The sequence below is a fragment of the Trichocoleus sp. FACHB-591 genome (assembly GCF_014695845.1).
In the GTDB taxonomy this organism is placed as follows: Bacteria; Cyanobacteriota; Cyanobacteriia; order FACHB-46; family FACHB-46; genus Trichocoleus.
Window position 1 is genome coordinate 239,877 of record NZ_JACJPA010000102.1, and the last position, 20,192, is coordinate 260,068.

Genomic DNA, 20,192 nt, shown 5'->3' on the forward strand with positions numbered 1-20,192 from the left:
CGTTAGAGGAATTAGGCGATGTCTGAGAAACGTAGTAGCCGTTCCTCGAAAGCGTTTTCATCAGGCGACCTGCTCTCTAATGTGTTAAGTTCCTCTAGCGGTAACTGGCAAGCTCAGATTGCTGGGGTTGCCCAGCGTTTCGATCGCGAATATCGCCGGGAAGCCTTTGAGCTGCCAGAAGCTGTAGAAGCGATGCCCATCTTTCAAGAATGGACCGCAGGAACCCTGCAAACGAAAACTGCCTCTCCGTTTTGGAAGATGGCTCAACCCCAAAAAAATCAGCGCTGCTTAGATTTAGGCTGTGGTGTGAGCTTTTTGATTTATCCCTGGCGCGACTGGGGCGCTTTATTTTATGGGCAAGAGATGAGCACCTTTGCCCGTGATACGCTCATCGCCCGTGGCCCCCAACTCAACTCCAAGCTGTTCAAAGGGGTAGAACTGGCTCCCGCTCATCAACTTAAACACGAGCCTGCTTTCTTTGACCTGGCGATCGCCACTGGCTTTAGTTGCTACTACCCGTTAGAGTACTGGCAAACCGTCATGACCGCAGTCAAGCGAGTCCTGAAGCCAGGAGCCTCCTTTGTCTTCGACGTATTGAATTCAGACACACCCCTGGCAGAAAACTGGGCCATTCTAGAAACCTATTTAGGTGCAGAAGTGTTTTTAGAATCGCTAGAGGATTGGAAAAGAACAATTCAAGCGGCAGGCGGGAAAATTGTCAAAACCCAGGCTGGCGAGTTATTTCAACTCTATAAAGTGCAGTTTTGAACCCTCGATTTGACCCTCAAAAAGATAAGCAATTGAGTGAAGGCAAAAGGACGAATTTGGTTAATCGGCGGCACACAAGAAAGTGCTCAATTAGCCGCTGCGATCGCTGAAGCTCAATTATCTTGTATCGTCTCAGTCACCACAAAAACGGCCAAACAGCTCTATGTCTCCTCTATCGAGAGGGCAGAGAACCATGCACCCTTGCGAGTTTGGGTCGGACGACTAACCGTAGAGACAGCCGCATCCTTCCTGCAACAGCAACAAATTGTGGCAGTGTTGGATGCCTCCCATCCCTATGCTGTGGAAATTTCCCAACTCGCGATCGCTATCACCACCCAACTCAGCATCCCCTATCTCCGATTTGAGCGAGAGGTTTGGAAGGATGCGAGAGGGAAGGATGAAGGGGGAGGGAGGAAGGATGAAGAGGAAAAGGGACAGAAGAAGGGATTAGTTTTTCAGAGTTTTGCTGAACTTGTGGCGACAGATGTTTTAGAGGGCCAGCGGGTGTTGTTGATTGTGGGGTATCGACCTCTAGCCCTCTTTCAGCCTTGGCAAGAGCGCGCCACCTTATTTGCCCGATTATTGCCTTCCGTCACCGCCATTGAAGCCGCGATCGCCGCAGGTTTCACCCCCGATCGCCTGTTCGCCATGCGTCCTCCCATCTCCCCCGACCTCGAGAAAGCATTGTGGCAACATTGGCAAATCTCTGTAGTCGTCACCAAATCCTCTGGCATTGCTGGTGGAGAAGACGTAAAGCGACAAGTCGCTGCTGAATTAGGGATACCCTTAGTCGCGATCGCCCGTCCCCCCATCACATACCCACAACAAACCAGCGACCTAGCAACAGCCCTGAAATTCTGTCATCAGCACCTTAGTTGTAATTCCTCAAGCTTTGAAAAGAGCGATTTTTAGACCCCAGCGCCCTTTTGGAGGAGGTTTGGAGGACGGTTGCGTCCTCCAACAAGGGGGTTTGGGGGATATCCCCCAAGGTTCGGATTTCAAAAGCAACACTGTGAGCAGTGATCCAAGACCAATGATCCAAACAGTTAGCGCTAAACCTTAAACCGCCTGAATCCACTCATAGACGTTGTATTCCGTCCAGATCCCATTTTGCCAATAAGGATCAGCCTCAACCAACTGCCGAACCGTCTGCTCATCTTCCGCCTCATAAATGCCGAAGCACTGAGCCAAATCCTTCGTGGGGCCAATTGTAACCAAAGTCCCAGCCGCTTTTTGAGCCGCAAGACCATCTAGGTGAGCTTGGCGAAAAGGAGCGCGTTTCTCCAGGACATTCTCACAGTAACGTCCCTGCATCACATATTTAGGCATAAACGATTAACTTCTCAGCTCAACACGGAACTTTTCTACTAAAGCCTCGCGCACCTTCTGGTGTACAGGCTCAATATCTGCGTCCGTCAAAGTGCGATCGCTAGCCCGATATACCAAACGGAAAGCCAAGCTGCGTTGCCCAGTCGGTACACTCTCACCCCGGTACTCATCGAATAACTCAACCCGATCCAGGAGATCTCCCGCCGCCTTAATAATCGTGCGTTGCAATTCAGCTACAGAGACTTGTACGGAGGCAAAGAAAGCAATATCGCGATCAGACGGTGGATAAGTTGAGAAAGGACGGAAAGCAGGGGTAATATTTTCGTCTTGGTCTAACTCATTTAAGAGTACATCTAGCACCAACTCAAACACATACACAGACTCAGGTAAGCCTCGTTCTTGCCGCAGTTGCGGATGCAGTTGACCAAATGTTCCTAAACGGTTGCCCTTGATCCATAGAGAAGCAGTACGGCCAGGATGGAGACGAGAGTCCCGACGATCTGGCTGATATTCCACCGCAATATCTAGGCGCTGAAAAACGCTGTCCAGAATTCCTTTGGCTTCAAACCAGGACAGTGATACATCTCGACCGCTCTGGAGCCACTTGCCTTCTTTAGAGTCGCCGCCCAGGATACCGCCCAGCGCATCGGCCTCCGCTAACCCATCCTCCTCTTTCCAGAAGATGCGGCCAATTTCAAAACCATTCAGGGGACCGTTACCTTGCTCCAAATTGTACTGGAATGCATCAATTAAACCAGCGATCAGATCGGTGCGGAGAGCTGAATACTCCACAAACAAAGGGTTGGCGATCGCAACCTGCCGATCCTCACCGGGCTTCACCAGAGAATATTGAATGAGTTCAGTTAAACCAGCAGCCCGTAAGCATTCGCGGATTCTGCGAGTCAAAACTTGGTCAACGGAGAGATATCCAGGTTCCGTTTTGTTGGGTAACGTATCGCAGAACTTGTTGTAGCCGTAGAGCCGCGCAATTTCTTCAATCAGGTCAATTTCCCGCTCTAAGTCGCGGTAGCGATAGGGTGGCACCGTAACCGTCCAAACTCCTGGCTGAGACGCGGGGGCCAAGCTGCATCCCAAGCTCGTTAAAGTCCGCTCTACCTCAGCAGCGGGCAAGTCACCCACATCATCCCCGACCTCAATCGGACCTAAGATTTGGTTGACGCGATCCAAACGCAGCTCAATCGAACGGGTCCAAGATTGATCCGCGCGGGTTTCTGTTTCTTGAGCAACCACTGTACCTTGGGCTAACTCTGTGAGTAATTGCAAGGCGCGACGGCAAGCAACCGTTAGCTCGGCTTGATTAACTCCCCGCTCATAGCGAGCCGAAGCTTCGGTGCGTAAACCCTGACTACGAGCCGATCGCCGGATAGCCCCTGGATCAAATAGCGCTGCTTCTAGCACTAAGTTTTGGGTGCCTTCATGGACTTCAGTTTCCTCTCCGCCCATTACCCCTGCTAAAGCAACGGGGCGATCGTTGGCTGTAATTAACAGTGTTTGTTCCTGAAGCGTGCGGGGCTGACCATCTAGGGTCTTAAGCGATTCTCCTGTTTGCGCGAATCGCACCCCAAGGGTGAGGTTAGAACCTCCAGCTACAGCTTGTAGGCGATCGCGATCGAAGGCATGCAGAGGTTGACCCCACTCCAACAAGACGTAGTTAGTGATATCGACCACGTTGTTAATCGGTCGCACACCAGACGATTGGAGTCGCTGCTGCAACCAAGCTGGAGATGGAGCAATCTTGACCTGCTCAATTATCGTACCGATGTAGGTCGGACAAGCTTGTGGTTCAGAGATTTTTAAGGTCAAGCTAGCAGAACCCGTCTGAACTGCAACATCGGCAGGTTCAGGTAGGCGCAGTGTGGCTCCCGTAAAGGCAGCAACTTCCCGCGCAATTCCAACCAGGCTGAGGGCATCGGCTCGATTGGCCGTCGAAGTGACATCCAAAATCACATCTTCTAAACCTAGGAGGGGCCGTACATCGTTGCCAGGCTTTAAGTCTGCTTGGGTAAAGATGTGAATGCCTTCCGATTCTTTGGCTAAACCTAATTCCGTCAGCGAACAAATCATCCCTGCTGAGGGCACGCCTCGCAATTTGGCTGGACGAATTTTTAGGTCAATGTTTGGCAGATAGGTGCCTAAGGTTGCTATGGGTACATAAGCGTCGGCTCGGACATTCGCCGCTCCACAGACAATATTGGCAGGTTCATCTGCACCAATATCGACTTGGCAAACCCGCAACTTATCAGCGTTGGGGTGAGGTTGGCACTCTAAAACTTTTCCGACCACCACCCCATTCGCCCAAGTCCGGCGGTCTTCAATATCTTCAACCTCAAACCCAGCCATCGTCAGGGCTTCAGCCAGTTCCTCTGGGGTCATTGTAATGTCCACCAGTTCCCGCAGCCAGTTCAGAGAAATACGCATTGCCCTGCTTAAATACTTATGTCAACCGATGTCAGCCAAATTATTGTAGCGCTCAAGGATCCCAATGCCTGGAGTTCCGATTGTCAGTTTAGAAGAAATCGTGACAAAATCTGTTAGAACTGACTCAAGCCTGAAGAGTTCGGTCAAAATTAAGTTATTCATTGGCTGATACGGCTAGAAGCGATCGCACTTTCTAGGCAGGGTTGGGCCAGATAGCTAACACCAAAAGGTTAAACCACAGCAAAATCAGCTAATTGCGTGAGTTATTAGTGGTTTGTAGACGAATTCAGGGCATTCTTTCTACAGAATGTATGGTTGAAGTAACGACGATGACCGTAGATACTTGGGGATTTACAGATGCTTTAAGGAATCTCCACGTAACTTTAGCAAGTCTTCAAGGGTTTTCCCGCATGACCTACACTACGCTTCGTCGTTTCTAGCCAGATAATTAAGGTGGAATAGGAATATTCCCAAGTGAGCGAAGTTGTAGTGGGTGATGCTGAATGAGCTACTGCATAAATCCAGCCTGTCCTAATCCTGAGAACATAACCCACACTGAATTATGTCAGGCCTGTGGCTCTAAGCTATTGCTTCGCGATCGCTATCGAATTAGCCAAGCGCTAGGACAAGGTGGATTTGGAGCCACCTTTCTGGCAATTGATGAATCGTTGCCAGGGGAACCCAACTGTGTCCTCAAGCAGTTGCGGCCTACCTCAACCGCGCCCCACGTCCTGCAAATGGCACGAGATTTGTTTCGTCGAGAAGCAAAAACTTTGGGCAAAATTGGTAGCCATCCCCAAGTGCCGCGCTTGCTCGATTATTTTGAAGCAAACCAAGAATTTTATCTAGTTCAGGAATACGTTGGCGGTGCCACTCTACAGCAAGAGATCAAGCGAGGTGGCCCCTTAAGCGAAGCAGGAATTAAGCAATTCCTCAGCGAAATTCTGCCTGTTTTGCAATACGTCCACAGCCAACAAGTCATTCACCGCGACATTAAGCCTGCCAACATTATTCGCCGGACTCAAGATGCCAAGCTGGTACTGATTGACTTCGGTGCCGTGAAAGATCAGGTTAGCCAAACCTCCATGAGCGTGTCGGAGCAAACGGCGTTAACCGCCTACGCGATTGGGACACCTGGCTATGCGCCACCAGAGCAGATGGCGATGCGTCCTGTATATGCCAGTGATATTTATGCCGTCGGTGTGACTTGCATTTATCTCCTAACCGGAAAATCTCCTAAAGATTTAGACTACGACCCAGCCACAGGGGAACTCATGTGGGAGAAGCATGTGCATGTTACGGAGCACTTTGCGACTGTGCTGCGGAAAATGCTAGAAGTTTCGGTACGTCACCGCTTTCAGTCTGCGGCTGAAATTCTCCGAGCCTTAGATCTAGAGCCTTATCTAGATAGTCTGGCTAAGAGTATGTCAACTCAGAACCAGGGTAATCCTCAGAATCCAACTCGTCGTCAGTCAGGCGATCGCACGGATGAGACCGGTAGCCCTGTCACCGCTTCTCCCGCCGCACGGGTAGCAATGGCAATTCGAGCTCGACAGGCAAAATCAGACTCCACGAGTTTGCAGTCAGGCATGTCTCGTAATCGAGTGTTAGCTGCGAAACCCTCCTCACTGACTGCCCTACGCAGTAAAGGGTCTACCACTGGGCAGCCAAAAGTACCACCAAAAATTGATGCCCAAGCGTTACAACTGGCTTACTCTAAAGGCCGACGTGATTTTGCAGCCTATGACTTGAGTCTCTTGAGTCTGCAACGCGCCAGTCTGTCCGGAGCAATTTTTCACCAATCCAAACTGAACAATGCCAACCTCCAAGGTGCGAATCTCTTCAATGCTGATTTTGGGCGAGCCAGCTTAAACGGCATTAATCTTCGAGATGCCAACTTGTCTAGAGCTTATTTAAGCCATGCGGACTTGGAAGGGGCTGACTTACGCGGCGCGGATCTGAGCCATGCTTACCTCGCGAATGCCAACTTGCGGGGTGCGAATCTCTGTGGCGCTAATTTGACAGGTGCTAAAGTAACCGACGAGCAGTTGTCTGCGGCTCGCACCAACTGGGCAACGGTGCGTCCGGGTGGTAAAAAAGGACTTTGGTAAGTTATTTAGCCGAGGAGTCCATTCATGCTCAAGCTCTATGGTGGAGCCCGTAGTCGAGCATCTATTGTGCAGTGGTATCTAGAAGAAATTGGCCTTCCCTACGAGTTTGTCTTGCTAGATATGCAGGCGGGGGCGCACTTACAGCCTGAGTTTCTGGCGATCAACCCAATGGGGAAAGTGCCTGCGATCGCGGATGGAAACTATCATCTTTGGGAATCGGGGGCGATCTTGCTGTACTTGGCTGAGAAATATGGCCAGACCCCTACTTCACCTGAGCAGCGAGGTGAGATTGCTCAGTGGGTTTTGTTTGCTAATGCGACGCTGGGGCCAGGAATTTTTGTTGAGGCGAGTCGAGAACGGGAATCCGCCCGCCTATTTCCTGCGCTGAACCAAATTTTTGAGCAACAACCTTATTTGCTTGGCCCTGAATTTAGTGTCGCAGATGTAGCAGTGGGGTCAATGCTAGCCTATATGCCCTTGATGCTGAAATTAGATTTCAGTGCTTATCCTGGCCTCCTAGCTTACTTAAAGCGAGTTACAGAACGGCCAGCCTATCAAAAGGTAATGTCTGCGCGTGCGACCTAATCTCTGCTGAGACTACTTGCGACCCAAGCTGTTCTCATTAAGAGCCAAAAACAAATTAAAAAAGGATGGCTACTCATAAACAGAATAGCCATCCTTTTTTAATCAGGTATCTTATCGGTGATTTAGACAGGTTTATCAGCTTATCTAAAGCCCACAGCAGCTTGCCAAACAAAGGCGAGCAGCAAGAAAAAGACTGGAATGATGGGTAAAACGTCCACTAGGGGATCGAAGATTGCGTAAGCTTCAGGCAGTTTTGCCAACAGCAGTGCTGCTTCCATGAATGACTCTACCTCTCCAACACAGATTTCAGAATTGGTACGTATCTTAACACGCTTTGCTAGGCGCCGTTGAGGTCACGATGATTTTGGCTGTTGGTTCTAAGGGGCTGAGGCGGGAGTGGGAGCAGGCACTAACCACTGAGCAAAATCTTCTGCGAACGAGCCTTGCAAGATGGACGCTCGAATCTCTTGAGTAAATCGAACTAGTTCAGTGATGTTGTGAATGGATAGCAAGGTGTAAGCCAGAATTTCCCGCGATCGCAACAAGTGACTGATATATGCCCGCGTAAATTTCTGGCAGGTATAGCAGGGGCAAGTGGCATCCAGTGGCGTAAAGTCTTCCCGAAAACGCGCATTCTTAAGGTTCCAGCGATCGCCTCGAACTAAAGCGTTACCATGCCGCGCCAGCCGAGTGGGAATGACACAATCAAACAGATCCATGCCAGCCGCGATCGCTTGAGCCATTTCGCGGTAAGTGCCCACACCCATGAGATAGCGGGGTTTGTCTACAGGCAGCAAAGGCGTAGTAGCTTTAACAATTTGTTCGATCAGCTCGGGTGGCTCGCCCACACTCACACCGCCAATTGCGTATCCAGGCAAGTCAAGCGCTGCCAGAGAGCGAGCGGCTTCGGCCCGTAAATCCAGATGCACTCCACCTTGCACAATCCCAAACAAAGCTTGATCAGGTCGCTGATGAGCCGCAATGCAGCGCTCTAGCCAGCGATAGGTCCGGGCTGTAGCTTCGGCGATCGCTTCCCTTGTAGCGGGGTAGGGAGGACATTCGTCAAACGCCATAATCACGTCTGCACCCAGTTGATTTTGAATCTGAATCGATCGCTCGGGGGTCAGGTGAATGATTTGCCCATCTTTGGGAGAGCGAAACTTCACGCCTGTCTCGTCGATTTGGCGCATTTCACTCAGGCTAAACACCTGAAAGCCGCCCGAATCAGTCAGCATTGGGCCAGACCAACCCATAAATTGATGCAGTCCGCCTGCCTGGGCGACAATCTCCTCGCCTGGTTGGAGGTGTAGATGGTAGGTATTGGCGAGTACCATTTGGGCACCAGTGGCTTGGAGTTGGTCTGGTGTAACGGTCTTAACATTCGCCAAAGTGCCCACTGGCATGAATCGAGGCGTTTCGACCACACCATGTGGTGTTGTAAACAGACCTGCTCTAGCTTGAGTACGACAACACTGGGCCTGACATTGAAAAGTAAACTGAGCGCTCAAGACAAATTCAACCTAGAAAGTGAACAACTGCTCTCTGGTAAGCAAGGTAGAGGCTAATAACAGACAAAGGCGAGAAACTTTACAGCCTAGACGATGAATTACACTGGAAGGGCTACAGATGCCAATCTCCCTCATAAATCAGCTATCTTTATCTCGGCTGACTTTTGCTTCAGGGTGTTGCCATGATTGGGGTGAGATGGTCTAAGCTAACTGAAAACTCGTGTTCTTTATCTTTAGGACTGTACTGTGCCTAACCGCTCTCCTCTGCTTCCTCTCCTAATCGCCCTCGGTTTGTGGAGTGTGGCTCAACCCGCCTCGGCGCAAGCAATGATTCCCCACACGCTGCAATTGAACTCGAATCAATTAGAGCAGCAGGGCCTCAGTTTAGCACAGGAAGCAGCTCAGCTGGCTCAGTTCCAGCAGTACGAATTAGCACTGTCCAGAGCGCAATTAGCGTCTCAGTTGGCTCCTAATAATTCCCAAGTTTGGTCCTTGCTTGGCAGCTTATATTTGCAAGAGACTGAGCTAGATAAGGGCATTAGGGCTTTGGAGCGGGCGCGATCGCTAGACTCCAAAAATACTGCCATCTTGTTTGCCCTGGGTTCAGCACATTTTCAAAAAGCCCAGTACGCCAAAGCGGCTGATTATCTGCAAGCAGGCTTGAAGCTCAAGCCAGATACAGCTGGAGCTTTATTTGATCTGGGCAATGCCTACTACATGCTGGAGCGCTATCAAGAAGCGATCGCCCAGTACGAAACTGCGGTAGAACAAGACCCCAAGTTTTGGCCTGCGGTCAACAACATTGGCTTGATTCGATATGAGCAAGGCTCGGTAGATGCAGCAATTAAGCAATGGCGGACTGCAGTCTCAATGGATGCTAAGGCGGCTGAGCCTCAATTAGCGTTGGCGGTGGCGCTTTATAACAAAGGCGATCGCAACCAAGGATTAGTTTTGGGCGAAAAAGCGGTTGAGTTGGATAGTCGATATGGCGATTTGAAGTTCCTCAAGGAGAATCTCTGGGGCGATCGCTTACTCACAGATGCCAAGAAGCTGCTAAATACACCGAGAATCCAAGCGACCCTAGCTCGGAGCCAGCCGCAACCAACCCCTCAGCAACCTCCCCAGTAGCTACAAGCAGGAGCAAAGCCTAGGGTGCCGCTATCAGTAGGAGCTAGGAGAACTCAGCTTCAGATAGCTCCTTGGTCTCATTCGTTGCTTACCTAAGCTAGGTTGCCTTGCTACAAACCTATCAATCAGGAATCGACCAGCCGAGTAGAGACTCCCAGACAGCCTAAAACTATTGTCAGTAAGACTTGCTACAATTTCTCTAGTAGTACATTTGTATAAGACTAGAAAAACCTGCTGTATGGTCCAAGCTAAACAGCTTGCATCAATTCAGAAATCTGGAAGGATATTTGAATTGGATCTAGTCTTGAGGCAATAGAGCGGTAATTTGATCAACAAATTGTTGATGATCAACGACAGGCTTGGAAATATAGCCGTCAGCTCCACTCTGCTTCAGAAAAGTCTCGCGATCGCCCTGCATGGCATGGGCTGTAACTAGGATGATGGGAAGTTGAGCTGTCTGCGGATCTGCTTTCAGCATTTGCGTAATTTTGATGCCATCAACCGACTTGCCTTGATAAACACTTCGAGCCAAAGAAACATCCATCAGAATAATATCGGCTTCACCAGAGCGGGCAATCTGTATCACCTCTTCGACATTTTCTGTGTGCTTCACGGCTAGACCCCCACGTTTTGTCAGAATTTTGCCAAAAACGCGAGCGTTTACCAAATCATCCTCCACAATTAAAACGGTTTTCATCTTGATTTCCTTACTCATGGCCCCACAATGCAGTAGTTTACCCTTCGGTATGCCTATGCCACATCCCTCCCGTTTGATCCTACTGTGAGGAATGCTGTAAACAGGGTCATTTGAGGTATGCTGTGCCTCACTGTTTGCAAGTTATCAAGAGATTGGTTTGAAGTCAGGAATTAAGGAATAAAGCTCATGGCGAAACAGTTGAACCTGATCCAAAACGGACAGGTCATCCCCACTGCCCTGCACACAGAGATGCAACAGTCCTACCTGGAATACGCCATGAGTGTGATTGTGGGGCGGGCGTTGCCAGATGTCCGGGATGGCCTCAAGCCAGTGCATCGGCGCATTGTGTATGCCATGCATGAACTCGGTCTCACCCCCGATCGTCCCTACCGGAAATGTGCCCGTGTGGTGGGAGATGTGTTGGGTAAATATCACCCCCACGGCGACCAAGCGGTTTACGACGCTTTAGTCAGGCTGGTGCAAGACTTTTCCAGTCGCTATCCGCTCTTGGCAGGGCATGGCAACTTTGGCTCGGTGGATGACGACCCTCCCGCCGCCATGCGTTACACCGAAACTCGGCTAGCGCAGATTGGCAATGAAGGCTTGCTGAGCGAGATTGGCGAAGCCACAGTTAACTTTATTGGTAACTTTGACAACTCGCAGCAAGAACCTACCGTTCTACCTGCTCAATTGCCATTCTTGATCCTCAACGGCAGTTCTGGCATTGCTGTGGGGATGGCGACTAATATTCCTCCGCACAATTTAGGCGAAGTTGTCGATGGCTTGATCGCTTTAATCGATCGCCCGCAACTATCTGATGAGCAACTGCTAGAAATTATTCCTGGCCCCGATTTCCCGACCGGAGGAGAGATCGTGGGCAAAGAGGGAATTCGGGATGCCTACACCACAGGGCGAGGCAGCATTCCCATGCGAGGAATTGCCCAAGTAGAAGAAGTGCCTGTGGGCAAGGGACGGCAGCGCCGCACGGCAATTGTGATTACGGAGTTGCCCTATCAGGTCAACAAAGCGGGCTTGATTGAGAAGATGGCTGACTTGGTCAACCAAGGCCGCATTGAAGGAATCGCTGACATCCGGGACGAGAGCGATCGCGATGGCATGCGGATCGTGATCGAGCTGAAACGAGATGTCAATCCGCAACTGGTGTTGCACCACCTTTACAAGCAAACTCCATTGCAGACCAACTTTGGAGCCATTTTACTGGCCTTAGTTGATGGTCAACCTCGTCAGCTCACCCTCAAGCAACTGCTACAACATTTTCTCGACTTCCGCGAAGTCACTTTGACGCGGCAATATACCAACGAGCTGAGTCAAGCCCAGAGTCGCGCCCACTTGGTAGAAGGGCTATTAACCGCCTTATCTCACCTAGACCCTGTAATCGAGATTTTGCGTCACGCTCCAGATGGCACTACTGCCAAAATCAGCCTGCAAAACGAGTTGAACCTGAGCGATCGCCAAGCCGATGCTATTTTGTCCATGCCGATGCGGCGTTTAACGGGGCTAGAGCGACAAAACTTGCAGACAGAGTATGACGAACTGACCAGCCGGATGCAAAACTTGCAACGGTTGTTGGGCGATCGCCATGAACTCCTAAAAGCTTTGAAAAAAGATTTCCGGGCTTTGAAGAAAAAGCATGGAGATGTTCGCCGGACTCGGATCGCTGGCAATGACTCAGTGAGAACTGCCTCGGAAGAAGAACTGCTAGCTGAGGCACCCAGCGCCGAAGAGGAAACAGTCCTAGAGCTGACGCAACGCGGTTATGTCCGGCGACTATCAGTGAAAGCCTTTCAGCGGCAGAATCGCGGCAAACCTGATTCATCGGTATCTACGAAACCGGAAGAAAGCAGCGATGCCGTCAACCAAACCCTCTGGACCAACACCGCCCAAGAACTGCTGGTTGTTACCCGGAGCGGCAAAGCCTACACGATTAAGGTCGGAGATATTCCAGTTAGTGCAGGGCGCAATGCCAAGGGAACTCCTCTCGTCACGCTATTGCCCAACGCGGCTCAAGGTGATCCAGAAACGATTAGTGCTCAACTTTTAATTCCAGAACATGTTGAAGAGTTGAGTTTGGTCATGCTGACCCAACATGGCCGAGCCAAGCGCGTACCGCTCTCAGAATTTACCAACCTCACGAGTCGCGGGTTGACTGCTCTCAAGCTCAAAGATGATGATGAACTAGTGTATGCTTGTCCGGCTTTTATTGGTCAACAAATTATTCTAGCAACTTCAGGCGGGCGATTGCTACGCTTTGAGGTAGACGAAGACCAACTCCCGTTGATGGGACGCGCTGCCCAAGGCAACCAAGCTTTACGTCTCCGCAAGCAAGAAAGACTGGTGGGTTGTGCCGTCTTGGAAGCAGACAACCATCTACTGCTGGTATCAGAACGCGGCTATGCGAAACGGATGCCTGTCACAGCTTTGCGGCTGACTAACCGGGGTGAAATTGGTATCCAAGCGATTCAATTTACTGCCAAAACCGATAACTTGGCAGCTATGAGCGCCGCTCTGCCTAAGACTGAAGTGCTGTTGTGGACCAATCAAAACCGTTTAGCTCGCTTGGAAGTTGAGACAGTGGCGATTCGGGGTAAAGATAGTCCAGGCGATCGCCTCTTCCCTCTCAATTCCGGGGAGAAAATTGCCACGATTACAGTGCTAGAAACTTCAACTAGTTCCTTAGAGACGGATTGACAACAGATTAGCGACAGATTCATCCAGCTACAAGGGCTAGCGACAGTGCAATCTGGCGATAAAGTCCAGTAAGCTAAATTTCAACGCTTTGGATCGCAACTATCGTGGCGCAGGTTGTTCTAGAAAATATCTATAAAAGCTTTGCTGGTCGGCGAGGGGAAGGGACGAGTGTTCCTGCTCCAGCGGAGCCTTTACTCGCTAAGGGCATTGCGCCTGTGAGTGAGGTGGAAGCTACGCCAACCGAGCCTACAACATTGCCAACGCCTAATGTGAGCGTGTTGCGGCGCATCAACCTGACCGTGAATGACGGCGAGTTTATGGTACTGGTGGGGCCATCGGGTTGCGGAAAAAGCACCTTACTTCGGTTGATTGCTGGGCTAGAGGAGTTAACTGGAGGCAATATTTGGGTGGGCGACCGCTTAGTCAACGAGTTACCCCCCAAGGCGCGGGATATCGCGATGGTGTTTCAGAGCTATGCGCTCTACCCGCACATGAGCGTCTACGATAATCTTGCCTTTGGCCTCAGGCGCACTAAACTGGGCAACCCAGAATTAGGCAATCCAGAATCAACCAGAACCCGGAGAAATAGCAGACAGCAAGGATTACCCGTTTGGGCTGAGAATTTGTTGGTTAGTTCCACGCGATCGCTACCCAAAGGATTACGCTACTGGTCGGATCGAGAACGCGCCGTGGATGAACGAGTGCGAACCGTGGCCCAAATGCTCCAGATTGAGCCACTCTTGCACCGCTTACCCAAACAACTTTCCGGTGGGCAAAAGCAGCGAGTCGCATTGGGACGGGCGATGGCTCGCAATCCTCAAGTTTTCTTGATGGATGAGCCCTTGTCCAACCTGGATGCCAAGCTCCGCACCGAAACTCGTGCCCAAATTGTGAAACTACAACAACAACTGGGCACCACCACCATCTACGTCACCCACGACCAAGTGGAAGCGATGACGATGGGCGATCGCATTGCCGTAATGAATGCGGGCCAGATTCAACAGATTGCCTCACCGTTAGAGCTATATAACCGACCCGTAAACCGCTTTGTGGCAGAGTTCATCGGCTCCCCTACCATGAACTTCTTGCCAGTTCAGGTCAAAGCTCCCCTATTAATTACCCACCCCCAATTTCGCCTCACTTTACCTGAAGTTTGGGCTACAACCTTGCAAAAATATGATGGGCGATCGCTCCTGCTCGGAATTCGGCCAGAGCATGTAAGCGTCAGCGTACCAGCACCCAAGAACCTACCCGTACGAGTTGAGCGAGTTGAAGCACTGGGCAATGAAACCCAAGTGCTCGTGCGTCTAGTGGGCGCTGAAACCTCCGAGTTAACCCTACAAGCCCGAATTAACCCTGAGCAAGCGGTGAAATTGGGTGAGGAGATGTGGCTCGCGATCGCCACTGACAAAATTCACCTGTTTGAACCTGAAACAGGTCATGCTGTTTTTTCTAGGTAGAGATGTATACAGAGTGAGTTGGAGCCAAGGTCCAGAAGCTAGGAGAGATATAGTTTCTGACTTTTGTGACACTAATATCTCATCCTTATGAGAGAGGCGCTCTAATCTCAGTTAAATTTACATTTGTTTGCAAAGCTTAACGAGCTGACTAAAAACCAACTACTCCACGAAAAGCACCTGATGCAAGACTCTACGAAAGTAACTCCTCCCACAATGGATGATCGCAACGCTTGGCGGGTCGGATTTACGCCTCAAGCTGAGATTTGGAATGGTCGTCTTGCTATGTTGGGATTTGTGGCAGCCGCTTTAATTGAATTGGCTTCGGGGCAAGGATTTCTACATTTCTGGGGCTTGATGTAGCCTGAACGAGGCTATCCTAAATTTCCCTGACGATAGATGGAGCGATCGCGAAAACTCACATTGCATGTAGCAAGATTATTGGTTACATTAGTTCACATAAGTTTATAAAAACTTCGTACCAACTCTCTTGCTTAGCCAAACCTAAGTTGTTTGCTGAGTGATCTCTATTTATCTCACACCTTCGGAGAGAAAATGATGCAAGACATCAACAAGACCAACACTCCTGTCATGGACGATCGCAACGCTTGGCGTTTTGGTTTTACTCCCCAAGCCGAAATCTGGAATGGTCGCCTGGCAATGCTAGGCTTCCTAGCCGCTACTTTAATTGAGCTCTTTTCCAATGAAGGGTTTTTGCACTTTTGGGGCTTGGTGTAATTGCTCTAGTTAAAACGTCTTGTCAACCTCAAATTACTAGGATACTGGAAGTTTCATAATAAGCTTCCAGTTTTTCATTTCTGCTTTCCTAAACAACAAAAAAGGCTCAATAGCAGTATGCTATGAGCCTCTTCTAAAAACTGTACTAAATCAAAAATCGCTTAGCGAATATACTCTTTGAGTACGCTGTTGCGGTTGGGGTGACGCAGTTTACGCAACGCTTTCGCTTCAATCTGACGAATCCGTTCGCGGGTGACGTTGAAGATTTGGCCAATTTCTTCCAGAGTCTTCATCCGTCCATCGTCTAGGCCGTAGCGCAACCGGAGAACATCGCGCTCACGAGGGCTGAGGGTACCCAAAACACTTTCCAAATCTTCCCGCAGCAAGTTCTTGGAGACTTGATCTTCAGGTGTTTCGCCATCGGATTCAATAAAGTCACCCAAGCGGGAGTCTTCTTCTTTACCAATGGGAGTTTCCAGAGAAATTGGTAATTGAGCAGACTTGGCAATAAACCGTAGCTTCTCGATGGTCATTTCCATGCGAGTGGCAATCTCTTCTTCCGTGGGTTTGCGGCCCATTTCTTGAGAGAGCAGCTTTGTAGTTTTCTTGATCCGAGAAATGGTTTCATACAGGTGAACTGGCAGACGAATCGTCCGAGATTGATCTGCGATCGCCCGCGTAATGGCCTGACGAATCCACCAAGTTGCGTAGGTAGAGAACTTGTAACCCTTTTCGTGGTCAAACTTTTCAGCAGCCCGAATTAAACCAAGGCTACCTTCCTGAATCAAGTCTTGGAACGATAGACCCCGATTCATGTACTTCTTGGCGATGGAGACTACCAAGCGCAGGTTAGACTGCACCATTTTCTCTTTAGCCCGCCGACCGAGGTGGAGGCGAGAGCGGAAAGCTTGCAGCCCCATATTGACTTCGCTTGCCCACTCACCGTCATGGGGTTCACGCTCTAGCTTATCGGAGAGCCTTTCGCGAATTCGCTCTAGCTCCAACAGGTCAGCAATCTTTCGCGCTAGCTCAATTTCTTCATCTGCCCGGAGGAGACGAATTCGGCCAATTTCTTGAAGATAAAGCCGAATTGAGTCTTCGGTGTAGTGCTTCTTTTTAGCTTGAGCCCGTCGTCGGGTAGTGCGACCCTTGCCAGGCTTACCATCTTCTTCATCCGGCTGCACATCTAGAGAGTCATCATCTTCTTCTTCAACTAAGAAGTCATCCAGCTCACCATCCGGCTGTTCGTCAGAAGCGTCGCGAAGCGATTCGATGGTTTCGAGTACGTTATGGGCCTGGGTCATGCCGCGTTCCTCATGCTCCTTATATGTAGAGAGTCAAAAAAGTTAAGACCATAAAGATCTAAATTGAAAAACTTGTTTGGCGAAATCTCAAACAAGTTGTTTAGGTGATCATGCCGTCGAGCACGCGACGCTCATCTAGCTTTAGTATCGCTATCCCTACAACAGCATTCACCTCAACAAGCTAACAGAGATTTAAAGATCCCTATCCATCATTGGTAGCATGCTTTTTCAGAAGATAACCCCCTGAAGTTAGAGAATTTGGTTATAAACTTTGCGAAATACTCCAACCGCTAATTGTTAGCAACGCAAAAATCGACCACATTCCCAAACATACAACGCTTGGTTGAGGCTTTGCCAAGGTATAGGTGAATACTGAAATTTTGAATGTCTCTCCGATTGTAGCTTTTCTCACAAAAGTTGCATCCTTTTGCCTGCAGTAACTTCCAAAGGAAGGTTGACAGGATATGCACACTCAGCATGATGCAGCCAAGAGGGAGTTTGATTTTCATCAACTACACTCGTGAGAAATCCGTGAGCTTCTGATGATAGCGTAAACATCACGAAGAAGTAGAACTCAGGCAAACATTTCATGCAATAACGGGTTGCCAATAACCGTAGCAAGCTAAAAATGTGATTTCCAGTCCAGCAAAGCTGTAAAAGTCAGTAATTTTGACAGGTTAATTTAGCTTTCTAAACTAGAACGATGAGGTTTTCATCAAGGGAAGTCACAAAACTGGGCGATTTTCGGAGAGCCTTAAAGCGTGCGGCTTTAGGACCGCCAACGGCAGCATTGAGTTTAGTTGGAAAGGCAATCGCCCTTGCCGTAGGTTAGCTCACAAGTCACCAGCGGTTGATTCAACTTACCCACCCTAGCTCCGTGAACTTACAGTTAAAGCATGATTATTTTGGAGAAGAGATTAAGAGATCTAAATTGCTCCACTCGGATAATTAAGTTTTTCCATTAAAGCCTAGGCAGCTAATAGCTGGTTTCTTCAGCTTGAGGCGGGTCAGAAGCTTCTACTAAGGAGAACGGCGGCACCTTAGGTAAGTCTAAAGTTCCTGAATCCGCCAACATCGTTTTAAGCGCAGGATCGCGCAAGCTAATCCAGAGACTGCAAGTGTTGAGGCTGGAACTAATGACGACTGAGGTGCCTTGTTGGGCAAGCTTGCAACCGAAGTGATAGAGCTGAGGACGGTACTGTAGCTCCAAAGTTTGCAGTCGGCAAAATAATTCTCCTTGATAGGACAAGCCGTCTTGAACGCTATCACCAAACCAAAACTTAAAAATAAGAATTTTTCTCTCATCTACAACAAAAGGTAACACTTGATGTACCTGCCAGAGAGTTGCTTGATTTTAGATTCAGTAGCCTTCCGTTATAAATGAGGGAATTGCTAGGACTGCATAAGAGTCTTGCTCCCCAGCCTCTCAACGGAGAGGGTGAAAAATCAGTAGATTGTTAAGTTATTTAATTTTGAGCTGAATTGAAATTGTGCAGCTTACTATTGCACCCTAGAACCTAGCCTAGGAATGAAAATTAAACCCAAAAGGTTTACAACCAGTCAAATCATGCAACCCTGATGATTATTTATTGTAGTGTTGGCTTTGCATCTGCCAAAGTTGATCGACCGTAACAAAGTGATAACCGAGTTGTAGAAGTAGAGGAATCAGCTCAGCTACTGTGGCTGCCACGTCAACTCCCCCAAAATAGCCATCGTGCAGAACAATCAGCGAACCCTGTTGCACTTGTTTAAGTACTCGCTGCGTCACGATGGAAATGCCAGGTCGTTCCCAATCTTCTGGAACTACACTCCACATCACAGGGCGATAACCCCAATTTTTTAGCAGGTTTAAGGTTTGAGGGGTAAAAAAGCCATTAGGTGGCCGCACATCGGTCACATGCTGCTGTACATAAGCTAGATCCAAATGACAAGCTTGGGCGATCGCGTTTTGAGTTTGCTCCAAGCTTTGCTTTAAGGCTGCTGGTGTCAGTTTGGGAAAAGCTCGATGATTGTAACCGTGTAAGCCAATCCAGTAGCCTTGTTCATAAACAGTTTGAGCTACAGCAGGCGCTTGATCGACACAAGCACCGAGCCAAAAAAAACTCGCTGGAATATTGTAGGTATTGAGGACTTCTAAAAGCTGAGGGGTGTACTCCGGGTGAGGTCCATCATCAAACGTAAGGGCGATCGCGGGTGAGCTACAATGACCACTCCAGAGACAACCCGGAAAAGCAGGCTTGAGGAGCTGATATAAGACTGGATAGAGAGGAGCAAGCTGCATGAGTGATGTGGCTTAAGTTAGAAGCAAATTGCCTCGATCCTAACGAAGTTCAACTCTTTACCAAACAACTGCGTCGAACTTTAGCCGATTGCACTAACGAGGAAAGGATATCGCCACTGATCGGTTTGACTAAGAAGCCATCAAATCCTGGATTTTCTTCCTGTGGTAGCCAGCTAGGAGCATGACAATCTGTAAGGGCCACAATTGTCGTGTTACAAGTCTGAGTCATGCTACGCAAATGATGAACTAAGCCTCGTGACCATCTGTGGCGATCGCCTGACAAAATTACTAGATAAGGTGGTTCTCGATTGGCTTGAGCTACGGCCTGTGCTTCTGAGCTAGCCACACTGACAGCACAACACAGTCGGTCTAGTAGAGACTTTAAGACATCTAAATCATCTGATTGTTGGCTCAGAACCAACACATAACTCGAAATTGATTGCATAAATAACCCAGCACGCTACAAAACAATATATCTACAAAAAACTGTTCTTTGGATGGTCTTTAAACTGCTGAAATCTCTCGCCTTAATTATCTTCTGGTTGTGTAGAAGCTAAATCCAGCTTTTTACTTTCTTTAGCTTTGAGGTGTTAGGCAGGAGCTATTTATATTGCCGAAGATTAACGCCTGCTAAAATAAATATATTTTTTGCAGCATGATCATTGATGAAAATCAGTTTAAGTAAAAAATATTAAGGTTCATATCGACCTATCTTTTAATATGTCTACTGTGCCTCCAATCTTTTTCATACTTGTCTTTATGATCGGTGAAACTCTTTACAGATGGTGCTTCTCAATTAAGGCTCAAGTTGAAGAAAGGACATCTTAAGCGAAAGCAATAAAGTTGAAGAATTTGGAAGAAGGTGAGAGTTGTTTTGAATAGTTATTGCGCTGAGTCTTAGTTTTTTTGATGCCAATGAATTATTAAGAAATAGTTTTAATGTAGATATGGATTTATGAGCTTCTAATTCTGGTGCAAGAAAAATCTTGGCTAAAAAGTAAAGATTTTGTTGGGAAATGCCAATCTATCTTCTGTTACCCTGCTTAAGAGCAAAGCTAAATTAGCGATCGGCTTAAAAATTAATTATTTCTATATTTGTTCTCTAAGAAACTAGCTTTTTGTTAAGGAATAGACAAAA

General features: G+C 48.7%; 18 protein-coding genes. 9 read left to right on the plus strand and 9 right to left on the minus strand.

Annotation, left to right across the window (positions count from 1 at the left end; all coding sequences use genetic code 11):
- The first annotated feature begins 18 nt into the window (after positions 1–18).
- Positions 19–768: a class I SAM-dependent methyltransferase gene (locus tag H6F90_RS21160; protein ID WP_190554181.1), complete on the plus strand. Its 750-nt coding sequence runs from the start codon at positions 19–21 to the stop codon at positions 766–768.
- Positions 769–804: 36 nt separating this feature from the next.
- Entirely contained in the window at positions 805–1,680 is an 876-nt protein-coding gene (locus H6F90_RS21165) for a cobalt-precorrin-6A reductase (protein WP_190554182.1), read from the plus strand.
- Positions 1,681–1,827: 147 nt separating this feature from the next.
- Here H6F90_RS21165 and H6F90_RS21170 read toward each other — a convergent pair whose 3' ends face one another.
- Both H6F90_RS21170 and pheT read right to left on the minus strand, forming a co-directional pair.
- On the minus strand, positions 1,828–2,097 hold the full coding sequence (locus tag H6F90_RS21170) for a YciI family protein (RefSeq protein WP_190431547.1): 270 nt from the start codon (positions 2,095–2,097) through the stop codon (positions 1,828–1,830).
- Between the two features lie 6 nt (positions 2,098–2,103).
- The gene (gene pheT, locus H6F90_RS21175; RefSeq protein ID WP_190554183.1) at positions 2,104–4,536 is read right to left on the minus strand and encodes a phenylalanine--tRNA ligase subunit beta; all 2,433 of its coding nucleotides are present in this window, start codon (positions 4,534–4,536) and stop codon (positions 2,104–2,106) included.
- A 503-nt stretch (positions 4,537–5,039) separates the two neighbouring features.
- Here pheT and H6F90_RS21180 point away from each other — a divergent pair.
- Entirely contained in the window at positions 5,040–6,647 is a 1,608-nt protein-coding gene (locus H6F90_RS21180; protein ID WP_190554184.1) for a serine/threonine-protein kinase, read from the plus strand.
- A 24-nt stretch (positions 6,648–6,671) separates the two neighbouring features.
- Positions 6,672–7,232, plus strand: coding sequence for a glutathione S-transferase family protein (locus tag H6F90_RS21185; protein WP_190554185.1), 561 nt, complete (start codon positions 6,672–6,674; stop codon positions 7,230–7,232).
- Between the two features lie 140 nt (positions 7,233–7,372).
- Here H6F90_RS21185 and H6F90_RS21190 read toward each other — a convergent pair whose 3' ends face one another.
- Together H6F90_RS21190 and tgt are read right to left on the minus strand one after the other, a co-directional pair.
- Positions 7,373–7,510 carry a photosystem II reaction center protein K gene (locus H6F90_RS21190; RefSeq protein ID WP_015172773.1) on the minus strand — a complete coding sequence of 46 codons (138 nt, stop codon included), beginning with the start codon at positions 7,508–7,510 and terminating at the stop codon, positions 7,373–7,375.
- Between the two features lie 99 nt (positions 7,511–7,609).
- Positions 7,610–8,740 (minus strand): tRNA guanosine(34) transglycosylase Tgt, encoded by a 1,131-nt coding sequence (gene tgt, locus H6F90_RS21195; protein WP_190554186.1) that lies wholly within the window; start codon positions 8,738–8,740, stop codon positions 7,610–7,612.
- A gap of 246 nt (positions 8,741–8,986) precedes the next feature.
- Here tgt and H6F90_RS21200 point away from each other — a divergent pair, with 246 nt between their 5' ends.
- A complete protein-coding gene (locus H6F90_RS21200) occupies positions 8,987–9,868 on the plus strand; it encodes a tetratricopeptide repeat protein (RefSeq protein ID WP_190554187.1) in 882 nt (293 codons plus the stop codon).
- Positions 9,869–10,166: 298 nt separating this feature from the next.
- On the opposite strand, the gene H6F90_RS21205 is transcribed toward H6F90_RS21200, so the two are convergent.
- Positions 10,167–10,565: a response regulator gene (locus tag H6F90_RS21205; RefSeq protein ID WP_190431559.1), complete on the minus strand. Its 399-nt coding sequence runs from the start codon at positions 10,563–10,565 to the stop codon at positions 10,167–10,169.
- A gap of 186 nt (positions 10,566–10,751) precedes the next feature.
- Between H6F90_RS21205 and gyrA the strand changes: the two genes are divergently transcribed.
- From gyrA to H6F90_RS21225, 4 genes are all read left to right on the plus strand, one after another.
- The gene (gene gyrA, locus H6F90_RS21210; protein WP_190554188.1) at positions 10,752–13,274 is read left to right on the plus strand and encodes a DNA gyrase subunit A; all 2,523 of its coding nucleotides are present in this window, start codon (positions 10,752–10,754) and stop codon (positions 13,272–13,274) included.
- Positions 13,275–13,591: 317 nt separating this feature from the next.
- A complete protein-coding gene (locus tag H6F90_RS21215; protein ID WP_199296088.1) occupies positions 13,592–14,734 on the plus strand; it encodes an ABC transporter ATP-binding protein in 1,143 nt (380 codons plus the stop codon).
- 180 nt (positions 14,735–14,914) lie between these two features.
- Entirely contained in the window at positions 14,915–15,094 is a 180-nt protein-coding gene (locus H6F90_RS21220; protein WP_190554190.1) for a chlorophyll a/b-binding protein, read from the plus strand.
- 192 nt (positions 15,095–15,286) lie between these two features.
- The gene (locus H6F90_RS21225) at positions 15,287–15,469 is read left to right on the plus strand and encodes a chlorophyll a/b-binding protein (protein ID WP_370527427.1); all 183 of its coding nucleotides are present in this window, start codon (positions 15,287–15,289) and stop codon (positions 15,467–15,469) included.
- 161 nt (positions 15,470–15,630) lie between these two features.
- Here H6F90_RS21225 and rpoD read toward each other — a convergent pair whose 3' ends face one another.
- From rpoD to H6F90_RS21245, 4 genes are all read right to left on the minus strand, one after another.
- Positions 15,631–16,773: an RNA polymerase sigma factor RpoD gene (gene rpoD, locus H6F90_RS21230; protein ID WP_190431563.1), complete on the minus strand. Its 1,143-nt coding sequence runs from the start codon at positions 16,771–16,773 to the stop codon at positions 15,631–15,633.
- A gap of 976 nt (positions 16,774–17,749) precedes the next feature.
- Positions 17,750–18,097 (minus strand): hypothetical protein, encoded by a 348-nt coding sequence (locus H6F90_RS21235; protein ID WP_190431564.1) that lies wholly within the window; start codon positions 18,095–18,097, stop codon positions 17,750–17,752.
- A 258-nt stretch (positions 18,098–18,355) separates the two neighbouring features.
- Positions 18,356–19,054 (minus strand): polysaccharide deacetylase family protein, encoded by a 699-nt coding sequence (locus H6F90_RS21240; RefSeq protein WP_190554191.1) that lies wholly within the window; start codon positions 19,052–19,054, stop codon positions 18,356–18,358.
- Between the two features lie 49 nt (positions 19,055–19,103).
- Positions 19,104–19,499, minus strand: coding sequence for a two-component system response regulator (locus H6F90_RS21245; protein WP_190554192.1), 396 nt, complete (start codon positions 19,497–19,499; stop codon positions 19,104–19,106).
- Between the last annotated feature and the right edge of the window lie 693 nt (positions 19,500–20,192).